The organism is Metapseudomonas boanensis (genome assembly GCF_042232855.1).
Lineage (GTDB): Bacteria > Pseudomonadota > Gammaproteobacteria > Pseudomonadales > Pseudomonadaceae > Metapseudomonas > Metapseudomonas boanensis.
The window spans coordinates 2,156,162-2,174,276 of record NZ_CP113889.1 but is presented as its reverse complement, the minus strand read 5'-3'; the positions used below and the strand labels follow the sequence as shown (position 1 = coordinate 2,174,276).

General features: G+C 63.2%; 16 protein-coding genes. 9 read left to right on the top strand and 7 right to left on the bottom strand.

Annotated features, from left to right (window positions below; translation table 11 throughout):
• Positions 1-44: 44 nt before the first annotated feature.
• The 3 genes from OXH74_RS09955 to OXH74_RS09945 are packed head-to-tail and all read left to right on the top strand — an operon-like array spanning position 45 to position 2,317.
• The gene (locus tag OXH74_RS09955) at positions 45-1,271 is read left to right on the top strand and encodes an electron transfer flavoprotein subunit alpha/FixB family protein (protein WP_375741070.1); all 1,227 of its coding nucleotides are present in this window, start codon (positions 45-47) and stop codon (positions 1,269-1,271) included.
• Positions 1,261-2,040: an electron transfer flavoprotein subunit beta gene (locus tag OXH74_RS09950; RefSeq protein ID WP_375741069.1), complete on the top strand. Its 780-nt coding sequence runs from the start codon at positions 1,261-1,263 to the stop codon at positions 2,038-2,040. The genes OXH74_RS09955 and OXH74_RS09950 overlap by 11 nt, the downstream gene beginning before the upstream one ends.
• 31 nt (positions 2,041-2,071) lie before the next feature.
• Positions 2,072-2,317, top strand: coding sequence for a hypothetical protein (locus tag OXH74_RS09945; RefSeq protein ID WP_120653486.1), 246 nt, complete (start codon positions 2,072-2,074; stop codon positions 2,315-2,317).
• Between the two features lie 287 nt (positions 2,318-2,604).
• Here the strand turns inward: OXH74_RS09945 and OXH74_RS09940 are convergent, their stop codons facing one another.
• Positions 2,605-3,711 carry a GlxA family transcriptional regulator gene (locus tag OXH74_RS09940; RefSeq protein ID WP_215380975.1) on the bottom strand — a complete coding sequence of 369 codons (1,107 nt, stop codon included), beginning with the start codon at positions 3,709-3,711 and terminating at the stop codon, positions 2,605-2,607.
• Between the two features lie 405 nt (positions 3,712-4,116).
• A complete protein-coding gene (locus OXH74_RS09935; protein WP_375741068.1) occupies positions 4,117-5,493 on the bottom strand; it encodes an L-serine ammonia-lyase in 1,377 nt (458 codons plus the stop codon).
• A gap of 421 nt (positions 5,494-5,914) precedes the next feature.
• Here OXH74_RS09935 and OXH74_RS09930 point away from each other — a divergent pair, with 421 nt between their 5' ends.
• The 5 genes from OXH74_RS09930 to OXH74_RS09910 all read left to right on the top strand — a co-directional run bounded on the left by OXH74_RS09930 (position 5,915) and on the right by OXH74_RS09910 (position 11,347).
• A complete protein-coding gene (locus tag OXH74_RS09930; protein ID WP_375741067.1) occupies positions 5,915-6,853 on the top strand; it encodes a choline ABC transporter substrate-binding protein in 939 nt (312 codons plus the stop codon).
• A 413-nt stretch (positions 6,854-7,266) separates the two neighbouring features.
• Entirely contained in the window at positions 7,267-8,463 is a 1,197-nt protein-coding gene (locus OXH74_RS09925; RefSeq protein WP_215377520.1) for a glycine betaine/L-proline ABC transporter ATP-binding protein, read from the top strand.
• Between the two features lie 2 nt (positions 8,464-8,465).
• A complete protein-coding gene (locus tag OXH74_RS09920) occupies positions 8,466-9,353 on the top strand; it encodes a proline/glycine betaine ABC transporter permease (protein ID WP_215377517.1) in 888 nt (295 codons plus the stop codon).
• 34 nt (positions 9,354-9,387) lie between these two features.
• The gene (locus OXH74_RS09915; protein ID WP_375741066.1) at positions 9,388-10,332 is read left to right on the top strand and encodes a choline ABC transporter substrate-binding protein; all 945 of its coding nucleotides are present in this window, start codon (positions 9,388-9,390) and stop codon (positions 10,330-10,332) included.
• Between the two features lie 157 nt (positions 10,333-10,489).
• Positions 10,490-11,347 (top strand): glycine betaine ABC transporter substrate-binding protein, encoded by an 858-nt coding sequence (locus tag OXH74_RS09910; RefSeq protein WP_215377513.1) that lies wholly within the window; start codon positions 10,490-10,492, stop codon positions 11,345-11,347.
• 304 nt (positions 11,348-11,651) lie between these two features.
• Here the strand turns inward: OXH74_RS09910 and OXH74_RS09905 are convergent, their stop codons facing one another.
• From OXH74_RS09905 to pilT, 5 genes are all read right to left on the bottom strand, one after another.
• Positions 11,652-12,845, bottom strand: a complete 1,194-nt coding sequence (locus tag OXH74_RS09905) for a trans-sulfuration enzyme family protein (RefSeq protein WP_375741065.1) — start codon at positions 12,843-12,845, stop codon at positions 11,652-11,654.
• Positions 12,842-14,221, bottom strand: a complete 1,380-nt coding sequence (locus OXH74_RS09900; RefSeq protein WP_375741064.1) for a pyridoxal-phosphate dependent enzyme — start codon at positions 14,219-14,221, stop codon at positions 12,842-12,844. The genes OXH74_RS09905 and OXH74_RS09900 overlap by 4 nt, the downstream gene beginning before the upstream one ends.
• A 296-nt stretch (positions 14,222-14,517) precedes the next feature.
• A complete protein-coding gene (locus OXH74_RS09895) occupies positions 14,518-14,913 on the bottom strand; it encodes an NINE protein (protein WP_375741063.1) in 396 nt (131 codons plus the stop codon).
• A gap of 60 nt (positions 14,914-14,973) precedes the next feature.
• Entirely contained in the window at positions 14,974-16,119 is a 1,146-nt protein-coding gene (locus OXH74_RS09890) for a PilT/PilU family type 4a pilus ATPase (protein ID WP_375741062.1), read from the bottom strand.
• A 48-nt stretch (positions 16,120-16,167) separates the two neighbouring features.
• Complete coding sequence (pilT, locus tag OXH74_RS09885) at positions 16,168-17,202, bottom strand: type IV pilus twitching motility protein PilT (protein WP_215377493.1); 1,035 nt, start codon at positions 17,200-17,202, stop codon at positions 16,168-16,170.
• 210 nt (positions 17,203-17,412) lie between these two features.
• On the opposite strand from pilT, the gene OXH74_RS09880 reads away from it, so the two are divergent.
• Positions 17,413-18,105, top strand: a complete 693-nt coding sequence (locus OXH74_RS09880) for a YggS family pyridoxal phosphate-dependent enzyme (protein WP_375741061.1) — start codon at positions 17,413-17,415, stop codon at positions 18,103-18,105.
• Positions 18,106-18,115: the final 10 nt, after the last annotated feature.

Below are 18,115 nucleotides of genomic sequence, written 5' to 3'. Positions count from 1 at the left end.
CCTCAGGGAGAGGGAGCTGTCCCTGCAGCCCTGGAGATCCGCCCATGAGTGACATCATCCGCCGCGACCCGCGTGCCGAATGGATCGCCCGCAACCGCCTGCACCCGCTGCATGCTGCCATGCAGCAGCAGGGTCAGACGAGCTGGATGGGCCCCAACGGCCTGATCCGCAAAAATCCCCACGCCGTTGGCTTCATCGGCCCCAATGGCATTAAACGCATCGATCGAAGCGGTGCCCAGCAAGGCACCAGCGGCAAGCGCAGCGCAGCCACAGAGGTGGTGCAACTGCCGCTGCACGTGGTCGAACAACCGGCTTATTACATCTGCGTGGTACCGGACATGGTCGGTGGCCGCCTCGGCAGCCACGACAAGGACCTCCTGGGACTGGCCAACAAGCTTGCCGGCACCAGCGGTGCGGTCGTCGCCGTGCTGTTCGGCGAAGACAAGGAGGCCGCCTTCGACACTGCCGGCGTGGACCGCGTCTTGCGCATCGACGGCAACGAGTTCGACGGCTATTCGCCAGAAGCACGTGTGCTCGCCTTGAGCGCAGTGGAAAGCCAACTGGCTCCGCGTCACTGGCTGCTGCCCGACAGCCGTACTGGTGGTGGCGAACTCGGTCGCCGCCTGGCCGCCAAGCTGGGCGAGCGCCCTGCCACCCGCGTCTGGCAGGTGGCCAACGAGCAATGCACCGGCCGTGCCGGCGCCGGCCGCGAGGACCTGGTGCGCACCCTGCCCCGCCTGATCCTGGCGGCTGCCGAATGCGCCGATCCGGTCAGCGAGACTCGCCACGAGGCTCGCACCCTTGACCTTGAAGCCAAGGTCGCCCACAGCCTGCCGCGTATCGAGGACCTCGGCCCGGTGGCCGTGGACCCGGCGCAGATCCCCATGGCCGAGGCCGAGTTCATCCTCTCCGGCGGCAATGGAGTGAGAGACTGGGCCCTGTTCCACAAGGCCGCTGAAGCCCTTGGCGCGACCGAAGGCGCCTCCCGCGTTGCGGTGGACGACGGTCACATGCCGCGCAATCGCCAGGTCGGTGCCACCGGCACCTGGGTCACCGCACGGGTCTACCTGGCCGTCGGTATTTCCGGCGCCATCCAGCACCTGCAAGGCATCGGTGCCTGCGACAAGGTGGTGGCGGTGAACATGGACCCGGGCTGCGACATGATCAAACGCGCCGACCTGTCGGTGATCGGAGATTCTGCCGCGATTCTCGCCGCGTTGATTCAACTGGCCACCGAATACCGTCAGGGAGGTGCACGCGATGCCGCATGACGCACTGAAGATCGTTACCCTGGTTTCCATCGGCGCACACCCCACCTCGGGCCGCGCGCGCCGCGCCGACCAGGATGCCCGTGCCGTCGAGCTTGGCCTTCGCCTCGCCGGCGCGCGCCTGCGGGTGCTGCATGCTGGCGATCCGCACGAAGAAGCCCTGCGCGCCTACCTGGGCATGGGGCTGGAGGAACTCATCGTTCTCGAACAACCCAAACAGGCCGATGCGCTCCCTGCGCTCGGCGACTACCTGCGTGAAATCGGCACCCAACTGGTGCTGACCGGCAGTCAGGCGGAAACCGGTGAAGGCTCGGGAATGCTGCCCTACCTGCTGGCAGAACGTCTGGGCTGGCCGCTGGTGGTGGGCCTGGCCGAGGTGGAAAAGGTCGAGAACGGCGTGGCCCAGGTGCTGCAAGCCCTGCCTCGTGGCCAGCGGCGCCGGCTGAAGGTGCGCCTGCCCTTCCTCGCCAGCGTCGACAACGCAGCCCCGACTGCCCGCCAGAGCGCCTTCGGTCCGGCCCGACGTGGCCGTGTCGAAGCCGAGGACGTGGAACTGGTGGAAGATACCCTGCTCGCCGAAGCCCAGCTGCAACCAGCCCGCCCACGGCCGAAGCGGCTCAAGGTGATCAAGGCCAAGACTGGCGCCGAGCGGATGAAAGCGGCCACCGCGAAAGCTTCTGGTGGCGGCGGCCAAGTGCTCAAGGATGTCTCGCCACAAGCGGGCGCCGAAGCTATCTTCAAACTGTTGATGGAAGAAGGTGTCCTGCGCTGACCCGCAGCCGCCGTAGTGGAGGAAACAGCCGATGATGCATGCCGATTTGATCGACCAGGAAGACTTTCGCGAGCGTCTGGTGGCGCTAGGCATCAGCATTCCGCCCGGCGTGAGTGCCGAGCAGGCGTGCGAGCAGGCCGTTAGCGGCCTGAGCCCGGAACGCGCAGTGGCGCTGCGTCGCCTGGTGGAGGAACTACTGGGCGGCAGCGCCACGCTGCTGCCGAATGTGCGCGAGGCCATCTCGCGGACCCTGCTGCCGGCCCTGGTGCCACGCTGAAACGATAGCGAAATGACAAAGGGCGCCAATGGCGCCCTTTTTCTTGCCCGCGCGAATGCCACTGTCAGGGCGAATTCATTGGCTGTGTCCGCATTAAGTAGTGTTGCAAGTGGCTGCATTCCTTGTAGGAGCAGGGGGCCCGAGTTATTGCTCGCGGACCGGACCCTTTCGCGAACAAGCTCGCTCCCACAAGGCTCTCAGCACGACCACTGATTGCTAGTAACAGTTAACGCAGACATAGCCAATCCATTTGCCAAGGGCCGTAACGCAGCCCCTGGCGCTGTGGCTTACAAACGCACGCTGGCGAAGGTCGACTCGCCCTGGGCGCGGCTCAGCGCCACGCCGGCGGTCGAAGGCGCTGGACGGACCAGGTCTTCCGGCATCGGCACCAGCGCCACCACGCTAGCACCGCTGCTCTGGCCGGCACGCTCGTCACGCGGCGGAATGCCGAAGTATTCCCGGTAGCACTTGGAGAAGTGCGGGGTGGAGACGAAGCCGCACACCGATGCCACTTCGATGATCGACATGGCGGTCTGCTTCAGCAGCTGCCGTGCGCGGATCAGGCGCAGCTTGAGGTAGTAGCGCGAAGGCGAGCAGTGCAGGTACTTCTGGAATAGGCGCTCGAGTTGACGGCGCGACACGTCGACGTAGCAGGCCAGTTCATCGAGATCGATGGGCTCCTCAAGGTTGGCTTCCATCAGTGCGACGATCTCCTGCAGCTTCGGCTGGTTGGTGCCGAGCATGTGCTTGAGCGGCACGCGCTGGTGGTCCTGCTCGTTGCGGATGCGCTCGTAGATGAACATCTCGGAAATCGCGGCGGCCAGCTCGCGGCCGTGCTCGCGGGAAATCAGGTGCAGCATCATGTCCATCGGTGCAGTGCCGCCCGAGGAGGTGTAGCGATTACGGTCGATGGAGAACAGGCGAGTCGTGATACCGGCGCGCGGGAAGGCTTCCTGCATGGCCGCCAGGCATTCCCAATGCACGCTGCATTCGAAACCGTCGAGCAGGCCGGCCTTGGCCAGCGCCCAGCTGCCGGTGCACACCGCACCGAGCTGACGGCCCTGGCGCGCCTGGACCTGCAAGAAGTGAACGTGATCACGGGTGACGCAATGCTGGATGTCCACGCCGCCGCAGACGATGACCGCGTCCAGGGCTTGGGCGTTGTCCAGGCCGCTGTCCGGCGTGATCTGCAGGCCGTCGCTGGCGCTAACCGGGCGACCATCCTGGCTGAGGGTGTACCAGCGATACAGTTCGCGTCCGGAGAGGTGGTTAGCCATGCGCAGCGGCTCTACCGCCGACGCCAGGGAAATCAGAGTGAAGTTATCCAGCAGCAGGAATCCGATGGACTGGGGAACACGGTTCTGGGGGCTTGCCCCTTGGTTGAACTGTGACATCGATGAAACCCTCAGGCTTGGCACACGGAGCGGAGCCTCGATTGGGAGGCTTATAGTTATGTTCTAGTACGATGAAACCAGTAAGTCACCCAACTACTAAGGCAAAGCCCGTGCCTAAATTGATTGAGCGTTCAATCAAAATAAAAATAATCCATCCAAGGCCCGTGCCATAGGGCCTAGGCGGGAGCGACAGAAGCATTCTGTTTACGACCGCCAAGGCCCGCCGTATCGGGGCCCTGGGGATTTCGGTAGCACTTCCTGTATCAGCCCCTGTCACCGCGTGCTGAAGGGGCATACCTTCAGTAACAGACGAAACAGTCTGATAGCGACCGATTGGTCATCAGGAATTTCGCCTCGCCCGTGCACCATTTCCTGGCAGCGAGGGGCAAGGTGAACTAAAGCGGATCAGCACTCGATGGCGCTGACCGCCAAGCCGCCGCGCGAGGTTTCCTTGTACTTGTCGTGCATGTCGGCGCCGGTGTCGCGCATGGTGCGGATCACCCGGTCCAGCGAGATGAAGTGCTCGCCATCGCCGCGCAGCGCCATCTGCGCCGCGTTGATTGCCTTCACCGCGGCAATCGCATTGCGTTCGATGCACGGCACCTGCACCAGCCCGCCCACCGGGTCGCAGGTCAGCCCGAGGTTGTGCTCCAGGCCGATCTCCGCCGCGTTCTCCAGCTGCGCCGGGGTCGCTCCCAGCACTTCCGCCAACCCCGCCGCCGCCATCGCGCAGGCCGAGCCGACTTCGCCCTGGCAACCCACTTCGGCGCCGGAGATCGAGGCGTTCTTCTTGCACAGGATCCCCACCGCCGCCGCGCCGAGGAAGTAGTTCACCACGTCGTCCTCGCTGGCCTCGGGGTTGAAGCGCATGTAGTAGTGCAGCACCGCCGGGATGATGCCCGCCGCGCCGTTGGTCGGCGCCGTCACCATGCGCCCGCCGGCAGCATTCTCCTCGTTCACCGCCAGGGCGTAGAGGTTGACCCATTCCATCGCGCTCATGGTCGAGCCGATCACGTTCGGCTTGCCCAGTTCCTGCAGGCTGCGGTGCAGCTTGGCGGCCCGCCGGCGCACGTTCAGCCCGCCGGGCAGGATGCCCTCCTCGCCCAGGCCGTTGCGCACGCAGTCCTGCATGGCGTCCCACAGCTTGAGCAGCCCAGCGCGGATCTCCGCCTCACTGCGCCAGGCCTTCTCATTGGCCAGCATCAGCTCGGAAACACGCAGGTTGTGGCGTCGGCACAGCACCAGCAGTTCCTCGGCGCTGGAGAAGTCGTAGGGCAGCTGGGTGTGGTCCTGGTCCAGCTGGCCGGAGGCGGCCTGCGCGGCATCCACCACGAAGCCGCCACCGATCGAGTAGTAGGTGTCGCGGTGCAGTTCACCACCCTCGCCTTCCGCGATCAGGGTCATGGCGTTGGGGTGATACGGCAGGTTCTCCTCCAGCAGCAGCAGGTCGCGCTGCCAGTCGAACGGCACCGGCTGAGCGCCGTCCAGCAGCAGCTCGCCGCTTTCCAGCAAGGCGGCGATGCGCAGGGGGATCTGTTTCGGGTCGATGCGGTCCGGCCATTCGCCCATCAGCCCCATCACCGTCGCGCGGTCAGTGCCATGGCCGACCCCGGTGGCCGACAGCGAGCCGTACAGGCGCACTTCGACGCGGCTCACCCGCGCCAGCAGGCCGCGCTCGCGCAGGGCACTGGCGAACAGGGCGCCCGCCCGCATCGGGCCCACGGTATGCGAGCTGGAGGGGCCGATACCGATCTTGAACAGGTCGAAAACGCTGATAGCCACGGGACAACTCCGGTAGGGATCAATCTTGGCGACATGATCGGCATTTCGCCGATCGAGGGACTCCCCACACCGACTTGCCCGTATCCAAATACGTCGTGACCCGGGGATTTGGCGGACTGAACCATGTGGGGGCGAATTCATTCGCTAAGGGCTACGAAGCGGCCCCCGGTGATGCCCAAAGGGCAGGCCTCCGGCCTGTTTAGCGAATGAATTCGCCCCACAAGAAGCGCCATCACGCCTCGCAGCGATTCCACCTTTTGCCTTGTATCGCCAGCGACAGATACGTTCTGTCTGCGACCGGACCGGTAGCCAGGCGAAGCGTCTAGCACGCATCATTCCGGCGCCCGGAGGGCGGGGGCCTGCAGCAGTCCGACAGCCGCGCGAGACCGGACATAACAATAATCTCTGCCGGGGACTCCACATGTCTCGAATCATCACCGCGCTACTCGCCACCGCGCTGTGCAGCGCGCAGGCTGCTTACGCAGCCGACCCCGAAAGCTGCTCCACCGTGCGCTTCGCCGATGTCGGCTGGAGCGACATCACCGTCACGACAGCCATGACCCGCCATGTCCTGAGCGAGCTAGGGTACGTGACCAAGGTCAAGCGTCTGTCGGTACCGGATACCTACAAGGCGCTGAGCGAAGCCAAGATCGACGTGTTCCTCGGCAACTGGATGCCGAGCATGGAAAACGACATCCGCCCCTACCTGCAGAACGGCAGCGTGGAGAGCCTGGGTGCCAACCTCACCGGCGCCAAGTACACCTTGGCAGTGAACCAGGCGGCGTTCGACGGCGGACTCAAGCGCTTCGAGGACCTGGCGCGCTTCAAGGAACAGCTCGGCGGGCGAATCTACGGCATCGAGCCTGGCAACGACGGCAACAAGCTGATCCAGAAGATGATTGCTGGCAACGCCTTCGGCCTGGGTGGGTTCAAACTCGTGGAGTCCAGCGAAAACGGCATGCTGTCTCAGGTCAAACGCGCCGAGCACCTCAAGCAATGGGCCGTGTTCCTGGGCTGGGAACCGCACCCGATGAACAACCAATTGCAGATGCACTACCTGGCGGGTGGCGATGACTGGTTCGGCCCCGATTTCGGCGGCGCGACCGTCTATACCAATGTGCGCAAGAGCCTTACCAATGAGTGCCCGAACCTCGGACGACTGCTGAAGAACCTTAAATTCAGTCTGTCCATGGAGAACCACCTGATGGGGGCCATACTTAATCAAAGTACCAACCGTCGGCGTGAGGCCAAGGCTTGGCTTAAAGCCAATCCCGACACCCTGGCCGGCTGGCTGGAAGGCGTGACCGCGCGTGACGGCAGTTCTGTGCCGACCACACTGATGCGCGCCAAAGCGCCGTGACACGGCGCATTCAGCGATTAGCCAACGACATGTCGTCACGCAACATATGAAGGTCGTAAACCGACAATTGCCAAGGCCTCAAGGCTTTATCGTTGAGTCACCCGATTTCGTCGCTGCCGGACCCCGTGGACCGGCAGACCGTGAGCCCTCCGCTCCGGACCGAAGAACACAAGCGGCAGCCTCCTCCCATCTGGAGGCGCGCATAACAAGAAATTTCGGAAGTACGCGCACCTCCGGTCGAGGTGTTGAACGTCCCAAGGAATGGGTTTCGTAACACTGCCAGAGGGCTTTCGGTTCTCGAACATTGTTATCCACACAGGCAAGGCAGTCGGCATCACCAGGCTGGGCGTCCTCGAGCGTCTGCCCTGGTTTCGTGTAGCTGATCTGGATGTCTACTGAAGGGGAACTATCCCATGCAGTCTGGAAAGATCGTGGTTCAAAACCTCTACAAGGTTTTCGGGCAACAACCACAAGAAGCAATCGATTTACTCAAGCAGGGCTGGAGCAAGGAGAAGATCCTCGCCGAGAAGGGCGCCGTGATTGGCGTCAGTGACGTGTCGTTCAGCGTCAACGAAGGCGAGATCTTTGTGCTGATGGGCCTTTCGGGCTCTGGCAAATCCACGCTGATCCGGTTGATCAATCGGCTCATCGAGCCCACCGCCGGTGACGTCTTCATTGACGGCCAGAACGTCGCCAAGCTACCCAAGTCGCAGCTGATCGACTTGCGTCGGCGTGACATGAGCATGGTTTTCCAGTCCTTTGCTCTGATGCCTTCGCGCACGGTCCTGGACAATGCCGCATTTGGCCTCGAAGTGGCGGGCAAGAGCCGCAAGGAGCGCGAACGGCGTGCCATGGAGGTACTGGAGCAGGTCGGTCTGGCCAGCTTCGCCCACAAGTATCCCCATGAGCTGTCGGGCGGTATGCAACAGCGCGTCGGCCTTGCCCGCGCCTTGGCGGTCGACCCCTCGATGATCATCATGGACGAGGCCTTCTCCGCCCTCGACCCCCTCAAGCGCCGCGAGATGCAGGATGTCCTGCTCGACCTGCAGAAAAAGCACAGCCGCACCATCATCTTCGTGTCCCACGACATCGAAGAAGCCATGCGCATCGGTTCGCGCATCGGCATCATGGAAGGCGGCAAGCTGATCCAGGTCGGCACCCCGCAGGAAATCATCGAGAACCCGGCCAACGACTACGTCCGCAACTTCTTCAACACCGTGGACACCAGCCGTTACCTCACTGCCGGCCAACTCAAATCCGACAGCGTGCCGCTGTTCGTGCACAACGGCAGAGCGCCCGATGCACAGACCGTGTGCCAGAAGCTGCAGGCAATGGATAAGCACTACGCCTTCATCGTTGACGAGAAGAACAACTTCCGTGGCTCCATCAGCCTCGAGAAGATCGCCCTTCTGGTCGAAGGCGGGCGCACCCTGGATCTGGAGCACAGCCTGCTCAAGCACATCGATCCGGTACCGGAAGACCTGCCGCTGGATAGCGTGATCCAGCGCCTGGTGATCAATGAAGGGCCGATCCCAGTGGTCGACCAGAGTGGCCGCTACTGCGGCGCCATCAGCAAGGGCCGCCTGCTGAGCCGCCTGCGGGGAGAATGACGATGAGCGAAAAACTGGATCTGGGTAGCTGGGTAAACGACGTCGTCCAGCACCTGCTGGAAAACTACAGCGTCGCCTTCGAGAACATCGGGGCAGTCGTCAGCGGTTTCTCGGAGGTGATCGAGCGTTTCCTGATGTGGCCGCCGGCCTGGGTGCTGATCGCGGTATTCGTCGGCCTGGGCCTCTGGCGCATCGGCGTCAAATTCGCCCTCTTCACCGCTGCTTCTCTGGTGCTGATCGTACTCACCGGCTTCTGGGAACAGACCGTGGTCACCCTTGGCCTGACCTTCTCTTCAACCTTGATCAGCCTGCTCCTCGGCATACCGCTGGGTATCTGGGCCGCCAAGAGCGAGCGCGTGGCCGTCGTGATCCGTCCGATACTGGACTTCATGCAGACCATGCCCGCCTTCGTCTATCTGATCCCGGCGGCCATGCTCTTCGGCCTCGGCCGTGTGCCCGGCATCATCGCCACGGTGATCTTCGCCATGCCCCCGGCGGTGCGCCTGACCAGCCTCGGCATCCGCCAGGTGAACAAGGAAATCGTCGAAGCTGGCCAATCCTTCGGCTGCACCAGCTGGCAGCTGCTATACAAGGTGCAGCTGCCCAATGCCATGCCATCGATCATGGCCGGCGTGAACCAGACCATCATGATGGCGCTGTCCATGGTGATCATCGCTTCGATGGTCGGTGCCGGCGGCCTGGGGAACGACGTGCTCGCCAGTATCCAGCGCCTGGACATCGGCCTGGGCTTCGAGAGCGGCATGGCCGTAGTACTGCTGGCGATCATCCTCGACCGCATCACCGAAAGCTTCGGTACTCGCCAAACCGCGACCCGGAGCAGCCCGTTCGGTTGGTTGAGCGCCCGTTTTCAGCGGCAGCAAGCGCACTAAGAACGCTTCACCTTTCAATGTCAGGGAGTCGCTAATGAAAATGATGAAGAAAGTCGCTGCAGTCGGCCTGCTCGCCTGCGCGATTGCCCAAGGCGCCTGGGCCCAGGAGCCGGAAAGCTGCAAACAGGTTCGCTTCGCGGAAATCGGCTGGGCCGACATTGCCGCCACGACCGGTGTCGCCATGGTGCTCACCGAAGGTCTCGGCTACACCCCACGCAAGATCATGGCTTCGGTACCGATCGCCTTCACCGGGGTGAAGAACAAGCAGATCGACGTGTTCCTCGGCTACTGGGCACCCTCCATGGACGCGGTGATCGAGCCCTTCACCAAGGACAACGGCGTGAAGGTGCTGTCGACTCCGAACCTGGAAGGTGCCAAGTACACCCTGGCCGTACCGACCTACGCTGCGGAAGCGGGCCTGAAGAGCTTCCAGGACATCGCCAAGTTCAAGGACCAGCTCGGCGGCAAGATCTACGGCATCGAACCGGGTAACGACGGCAACCTGCTGATTGACAAGATGATCAAAGGCAACCAGTTCGACCTGGGCGGCTTCCGGATGGTCGAGTCGAGCGAGGCAGGCATGCTGGTTCAGGTGCAGCGCGCAGTGAAGAAGAAGGAGCCGGTCGTGTTCCTCGGCTGGGCCCCACACCCGATGAACACCCAGTTCGACATCACTTACCTCGCCGGCGGTGATGACGTGTTCGGTCCGGACTACGGCGCCGCCAAGGTCTACACGGTGGTTCCGCCGGACTACGAGGCCCGCTGCGCCAACGTCGGCAAGCTGCTGAACAACCTGCAGTTCACCGTCGAGATCGAGAGCCAGCTGATGGAGAAGGTGCTAGAGAAGGAAGACCCGGTTACCGTCGCCAAGAGCTGGATCAAGGCCAACCCGGCCGCGCTGGACAAATGGCTCGCCGGCGTCACCACCTTCGACGGCCAGGACGGCGCTGCCGCCGTGAAGAAACACATCGGCCTGTAACACCCCCTAGAGGCCTCGCCAGCGGGGCCCTGAATCCTTGCTATTCGCTTGCCACGGCCTGCCCCCAGGCCGTGTCGGGCAACGTCGCGAACTCCGCCTGAGAACGGACGAGCGACCACGTAGTTGGCTGCCAATCCCACCTGATGGAGCAATACGTATGCGCAAGTTGAAATCCCTTTGTCTGAAAACCCTCGGCGTCGCCACCCTTGCCCTCGGCATGGGCATGGCCAGCGCCGCGGACAAACCGACCCTGAAGATCGGCTACGTCAACGGCTGGGACGACAGCGTCGCCGCCACCTATGTAGCGGGCGAGATCCTCAAGGAGAAACTCGGTTACGGCGTCGAACTCAAGCCTGTGGAACCAGCGATCATGTGGCAGGGCGTGGCCCGTGGCGACCTGGACGCCACCCTCTCCGCCTGGCTGCCGGCCACTCACGGCGAGTACTACGCCAAGCTGAAAGACAAAGTGGTCGTGCTGGGCTCCAACTACAAAGGCGCCAAGATCGGCCTGATCGTGCCGGACTACGTCCAGGCCAAATCCATCGAAGACCTGAACACCTACAGCAAGGACTTCGACGGCAAGATCACCGGTATCGACGCCGGTGCGGGCGTCATGCGCCGTACCGAAGACGCGATCAAGCAATACAACCTCGACATCAAGCTGATGCCAAGTTCCGGCCCGGCCATGGCCACCGCCCTGACCCGCGCCGAGAAAGCCCAGAAGCCTATCGTGGTGACTGGCTGGATTCCGCACTGGATGTTCGCCAAGTGGAAGCTGCGCTTCCTGGAAGACCCGAAAAAGGTCTATGGCGATGACGAGCACGTCGATACCGTGGTCAACCCGAGCCTGGAAACCAAAGCTGCCGATGCGACTGCCTTCCTGAAGAAGTTCTCCTGGAATGGTGAAGAAGTCGGTTCGGTGATGCTGGCCATCCGCGAAGGCGCCAAGCCGGAAGCGGCCGCCAGGGACTGGATCCGGAAGAACCCCGAGCGTGTCAAAGAGTGGCTGCAGTAAGCAACGGCCAGCAATAGCCTCGCCCCCATCGGCGCTCGTCGTCGATGGGGGCGAATTGTTTGGGATGCACCCTACGGATCATGGCACGCCGGGTAGGGTGCACCTTGTGACCAGTCGTCGTCACCCTGGGTCAACGGACCTTCCGCTTGGGCATGCCGCACACGTGCCGTAGGGGCCAGCTTGCTGGCAAAAGGCGGCCTTCAGACTCCTTCGCGAGCAAGCTCACTCCTACAGGAAATGCAGCCTGCCCCAAGCCTTGAGGCAGACATAAAGATGGATGGGGCCTGTCGCCCAGCCACTGGTTTCAGACCTGCGCCAGCGCCTGCGCCAGGTCCGCGCGCAAGTCCTCCACGTCCTCCACCCCTACCGACAACCGCACCAGCGAGTCGCCGATGCCGATCTCGGCGCGTATCTCGGCCGGGATGCTGGCGTGGGTCATGATCGCCGGGTGCTCGATCAGGCTTTCCACGCCGCCCAGGCTTTCCGCCAGGGTGAAGATGCGCACCGCTTCCAGGAAACGCCTGGTCCCAGCGAGGTCACTGCGCAGGTCCAGCGAGATCATCCCGCCGAAACCCTGCATCTGCCGCCGCGCCAGTACGTGCTGCGGGTGCGACTCCAGGCCAGGGTAGTAGACGCGCGCCACTTGCGGCTGGTGCTCCAGCCAGCGGGCAAGTTCCAGGGCGTTGCTGCAGTGGCGCTCCATGCGCAGGGCCAGGGTCTTCACGCCGCGCAAGGTGAGGAAGGCGTCGAAGGGGCCGGCGATGGCGCCCACCGCGTTCTGCAGGAAGCCCAGGCGTTCGCGCAGAAGTTCGCAACGGCTGTCACCGGAGACGATGGCGATGCCGCCGATCACGTCGGAGTGGCCGTTGAGGTATTTGGTGGAGGAGTGCACGACGACATCGAAGCCCAGATCCAGCGGACGCTGGATCCAGGGACTGGCGAAGGTGTTGTCTGCCACCAGGATGATGCCCCGGCCCCGGCAGAGCGCCACGATGGCGCTGAGGTCAGCCAGACGCAGCAGCGGGTTGCTTGGTGTCTCTACCCAGAGCATGCAGGTGTCGTCCTGGATCGCCGCCCCGATCGCAGCGATATCGCTGAAGTCGACAAAGCTGAAGCGATGGCCCGCGCTGCGGCGACGCACACGTTCGAACAGGCGGAAGGTCCCGCCATACAAGTCATTGCTGGAGACGATGTGCGATCCGCTGTCGAGCAGCTCCAGCACCGTGGAAATGGCGGCCAGCCCGGAGGCGAAGGCAAAGGCCTGGGAGCCGCCTTCCAGATCTGCAACGCAACGCTCCAGGGCCCAGCGCGTGGGATTGTGCGAACGCCCGTAGTCGAGCCCCTTGTGCACCCCCGGACTCTGCTGGGCATAGGTGGAGTTGGCGTAAATCGGCGGCATGATGGCGCCGGTGGAGGGGTCGGGCACCTGCCCGGCGTGGATGACACGTGTGGCGAAGGCCCGGGCCGGCTGATCGGCATGGCTGTCGTGCTGGGTCATGCAAGGGTCCTCCGCAGGTGGTTGAGCAGGTCGGAGCGGGTGATCAGGCCATGGAAATCCGAAGCGTCGGCGATGATCGCCACCAGCCCGCGGTCGAGGACCGCCTCCAGCTCGGCCAGGCTGGCGCCCGGCTCCAGGGTCTCCAGCTTGGCGGTCATGGCGCTGCTGACGGTCGAGCGGAAGCGTGAAGCATCGGCATGTACGCTGAGCAGCAGGTCGGACTCGTCAATCACGCCGACCAGGTGCTCGCCGGACAACACCGGCAACTGCGAGACATCAGCCAGGCGCATGCGCTGGAACGCAGTAAGCAGGGTGTCGTCCGGCCCGACACTGACCACCCGTCCCTCTTCGAAACGCCGCGCGATGATGTCGCGCAGATCGCCATAGCGTTTGCGCGCCAGCAAGCCCTGGTCGGTCATCCATTGGTCGTTGTAGATCTTCGACAGGTAGCGGGTGCCGGTGTCGCACACGAAGCTGACCACCCGTTTCGGCGTCTTCTGTTCGCGGCAGTAACGCAGCGCCGCGGCCAGCAAGGTCCCGGTCGAGGATCCGCCAAGGATGCCCTCGGCGCGCAGCAATTCCCGCGCATGGCCGAAGCTCTCCTCGTCGCTGATCGAGTAGGCGCTGCGCACGCTGGACAGGTCGGCAATAGCGGGGATGAAATCTTCGCCTATGCCCTCCACCGCCCAGGAGCCGGGGGTCCCGAGCACGCCGCTGCGGCTGTACTCGGCAACGATCGAGCCGACCGGGTCAGCCAGGACCATTTCCAGGTCCGGTTGGACCCGGCGGAAATAGCGGGTCAGTCCGGTGAGGGTACCGGCCGAGCCGACGCCGACCACAATGGCGTCGACGTTCTGGCCGGTCTGCTGCCAGATCTCCGGACCGGTGGTGCATTCGTGGGCCAGCGGGTTGGCCGGGTTGTTGAATTGGTCGGCAAAGAAGGCGTCGGGAATCTCCGAGGCCAGACGCCGGGCCAGGTCCTGGTAGTACTCGGGGTGCCCCTTGCCGACGTCCGAGCGGGTGATGTGCACTTCGGCGCCCATGGCCTTCAGGTGCAGCACCTTCTCGGTGGACATCTTGTCCGGCACCACCAGCACCACCCGATAGCCCTTGGCCCGGCCCACCAGCGCCAGGCCCAAGCCTGTGTTGCCGGCAGTGGCCTCGACTATGGTGCCACCGGGGCGCAAGCGACCGTCGCGCTCGGCGGTATTGATCATGGCAACGCCGATGCGGTCTTTGATGGAGCCGCCCGGGTTCTGCGATTCGAGCTTGAGGAACAGGGTGCAGGGGCCGGTATCGAAGCGCGAGGTCCTCACCAGCGGGGTATTGCCGATCAGATCGAGTACCGCCGGCCGGACATCATTGGCACTGTTCATGGCGTCACCTCCATGCGCAACCAGACATCGGGCGAACAGCGCTCGCCCCTGGTTGGAACATAGGTCGCGCAGCCCATGCCTGCCAGGGGTGCCGACGAAGGGGGAACAGGCAACTCAGGATGACCCGTTCTGTGGGAGCGAATCTATTGGCTCTGTCTGCGCTAGCTGTTGCTGGCCAGCAATCGTCGAGCCGAAAATCCTGTTGGACCGAGCGGGAACGCCTGGTTCTTGCTCGCGAATAGGCACTGTTCGCGAGAATGCTTGCTCCTTAAGAGGCATGCAGCCAGCAGCACTACTTATCGGGCGTTTAGCTCCGAGAGCTGGCTATTCAAAGTCCAGAAGTCGTAAAGCACGCCAACCAGGAAGAAGCCTCCGGTCAGCAGGTAGAGGATGCCGGTAACCCACTTGCCCTGGTACATGCGGTGCACGCCGAAGACGCCGAGGAAGGTCAGCAGTATCCATGCGACGTTGTAGTCGTACCGACCAGGGCTGAATCGCAGCGATGCCTCGCGGTCCATCGAAGGGATCAGGAACAGGTCGATGATCCAGCCAATGAAGAGCAAGCCAAGGGTGAAGAACCAAATGGTGCCGGTAATCGGCCTGCCGTAGTAGAAACGGTGGGAGCCGAGGAACCCGAAAATCCACAACAGATAGCCGATGACCTTGCTGTGGGTGTCCTGACGTACGTCCATGCTGCCTCCTGCAGGCGGGTGAATGCGTTTCGTGACCCCTGGGGTCAGGCGCGATGCGCGTCAGCGGAACCGTCGGCCGGGGTCCTCTTCACTGGTCTGCAACGACAGGCCATCGCTCATGTGCGTCAGGTGCTCGCCATCGGTCTCCGAACCCAGCTTGATCATCAGGCGCAGGTCGTTCGCCGAGTCGGCGTGGACCAGCGCGTCCTCGTAGGTGATCTCGCCCTGCGAGTAGAGATTGTAGAGCGCCTGGTCGAACGTCTGCATGCCCTGCTCGGTGGATCGTTTCATCAATGGTTTGAGTTCGTGGACCTCGCCTTTGCGGATCAGGTCCGCGACCAGCGGGGTGTTGATCAGCACTTCGATCACCGCGCGGCGGCCCTTGCCATCCGGCGTCGCAATCAGCTGCTGGGCGACGATGGCCTTGAGGTTCAGCGACAGGTCCATCCAGACCTGCTGCTGACGGTCGGCAGGGAAGAAGTTGATGATCCGGTCCAGCGCCTGGTTGGCATTGTTGGCATGCAGGGTGGCCAGGCACAGGTGGCCGGTTTCGGCGAAGGCAATGGCATGATCCATCGTCTCGCGGGTTCGCACTTCGCCGATGAGAATCACGTCTGGCGCCTGACGCAGGGTGTTCTTCAGGGCCACCTCGAACGATTCGGTATCGATACCCACTTCGCGCTGGGTGACGATGCAGCTCTGATGCTGGTGGATGAATTCGATCGGGTCTTCGATGGAGATGATGTGACCGCTGCTGTTCTTGTTGCGATGGCCGATCATCGCCGCCAGGGACGTGGACTTGCCGGTGCCGGTAGCGCCGACGAACAGCACCAGGCCGCGTTTGGTCATTGCCAGTTGCTTGAGGACCTCCGGCAGCTTCAGGTCATCGATGGTGGGAATGTTCGTCTCGATCCGGCGCAGCACCATGCCGATCAGGTTGCGCTGATAGAAGGCGCTGACGCGGAAACGGCCAATGCCTCGGGCGCTGATGGCGAAGTTGCACTCGTGGTTCTGTGCGAACTCACGGCGCTGTTGCTCGTTCATCACCGCCAGGACGGTTTCCCGCGTCATCTCCGGCGACATGGAGTTCTTGGTCACAGGCAGGATCTTGCCGTTGACCTTCATAGAAGGCGGCACACCTGCCGTGATGAAGAGGTCCGATCCACCTTTTTCAACCATCAGGCGCAGCAGTTTCTCGAATTCCATGGTGTTCTCGCTGTTGGTTCACGGCTGGACCCAGGGCAGGTCAACGGGTTAGAGACTTTCCGGACTCTTGGCCTTTTCCCGGGCACTTTCACGGCTGACCAGCCCCTTGGCCACCAGACCCTTGAGGCACATGTCGAGGGTTTGCATGCCGAGAGAGCCACCGGTCTGGATCGCCGAATACATCTGCGCGACCTTGTCCTCGCGGATCAGGTTACGGATGGCCGGCGTGCCGATCATGATCTCGTGGGCTGCCACACGGCCGCCGCCGATCTTCTTCAGCAGGGTCTGGGAAATCACCGCCTGCAGGGATTCGGACAGCATGGAGCGAACCATGGACTTTTCTTCCGCCGGGAACACGTCGACCACCCGGTCGATGGTCTTCGCCGCGGAGGTTGTGTGCAGGGTGCCGAACACCAGGTGGCCGGTTTCGGCCGCGGTCAGGGCCAGACGGATGGTTTCCAGGTCCCGCATCTCGCCCACCAGGATGATGTCCGGGTCTTCACGCAGTGCCGAGCGCAGCGCCTCGTTGAAGCCGAGGGTGTCGCGATGGACCTCGCGCTGGTTGATCAGGCATTTCTTCGACTCATGAACGAATTCGATCGGGTCCTCGACGGTGAGGATGTGGTGATACTTGGTGCTGTTGAGGTAGTCGAGCATGGCCGCCAGGGTGGTCGACTTGCCCGAACCCGTGGGCCCGGTGACCAGCACCAGGCCGCGCGGCACATCGGACACCTTCTTGAAGATCTCGCCCATCCCCAGGTCTTCCATGGTCAGGACCTTGGACGGAATGGTCCGGAACACCGCGCCCGAACCACGGTTCTGGTTGAAGGCATTGACCCGGAAGCGGGCAACGCCCGGCACTTCGAAGGAGAAGTCGGTCTCGAGGAACTCTTCGTAATCCTTGCGCTGCTTGTCATTCATGATGTCGTAGATCAGCGCGTGCACCTGCTTGTGATCGAGGGCGGGCAGGTTGATTCGACGCACGTCGCCATCCACGCGGATCATCGGCGGCAGGCCAGCGGAGAGGTGCAGGTCCGAAGCGCCCTGCTTGGCGCTGAAGGCAAGCAGCTCAGTAATGTCCATGGAAGTCCCCAATTCCAAGCAAGCGATAGGCAGTCCGTCGAAAAGCGGTACGCCAGGCCCACGCAGAGTTCGATCCAGGGCCCGTCCATGGCACCCAAACTGCATTTATTTCGGCTAGTCTCGCCTTGCCTGGCCGTGGCTCGCACCATTTTTCAACGGCCTGATAGAATGCCGCAGACCCTATTCAGGCCGGGCCGCAGAGCGCAGGTAATGTCCACGATAGCAGAGAATATTGCAAAGGTTCGCGCGCGCATCCGTGAGGCAGCGCAAGCCTCTGGGCGAGATTTCGCGAGCATCGGCCTATTGGCCGTCAGCAAGACCAAACCCGCCGACGCCATCCGCGAGGCCTATGCCAGCGGGGTGACCGATTTCGGTGAAAACTACCTGCAAGAGGCTCTCACCAAGCAGGTCGAACTCGCCGACCTGCCACTGAGCTGGCACTTCATCGGCCCCATCCAGTCGAACAAGACCAAACTCATCGCCGAGCATTTCCACTGGGTGCATTCGGTCGACCGCCTGAAGATCGCCGAGCGGCTGTCCGCCCAGCGCCCGACCGGCCTGCCGCCACTGAACGTCTGCCTGCAGGTGAACGTCAGCGGCGAGGCCAGCAAGTCCGGTTGCGCCCCCGAGGAACTCCCGGCCCTGGCCGCCGCGGTCGGCAGTCTGCCCAACTTGCAGCTGCGCGGCCTGATGGCCATTCCCGAACCGACTGACGATATAGAAGCGCAGCATGCCGCCTTCGCCCAGTTGCGCCAGCTGCTGCAATCCCTCGACCCGGCCCTGGACACCCTGTCCATGGGCATGAGCCATGATCTCGAAGCGGCCATCGCCGAAGGCGCCACCTGGGTGCGCATCGGCACGGCCCTGTTCGGCGCCCGTGACTACGGGCAGCCCCCGCAATGATAAGGAAGGA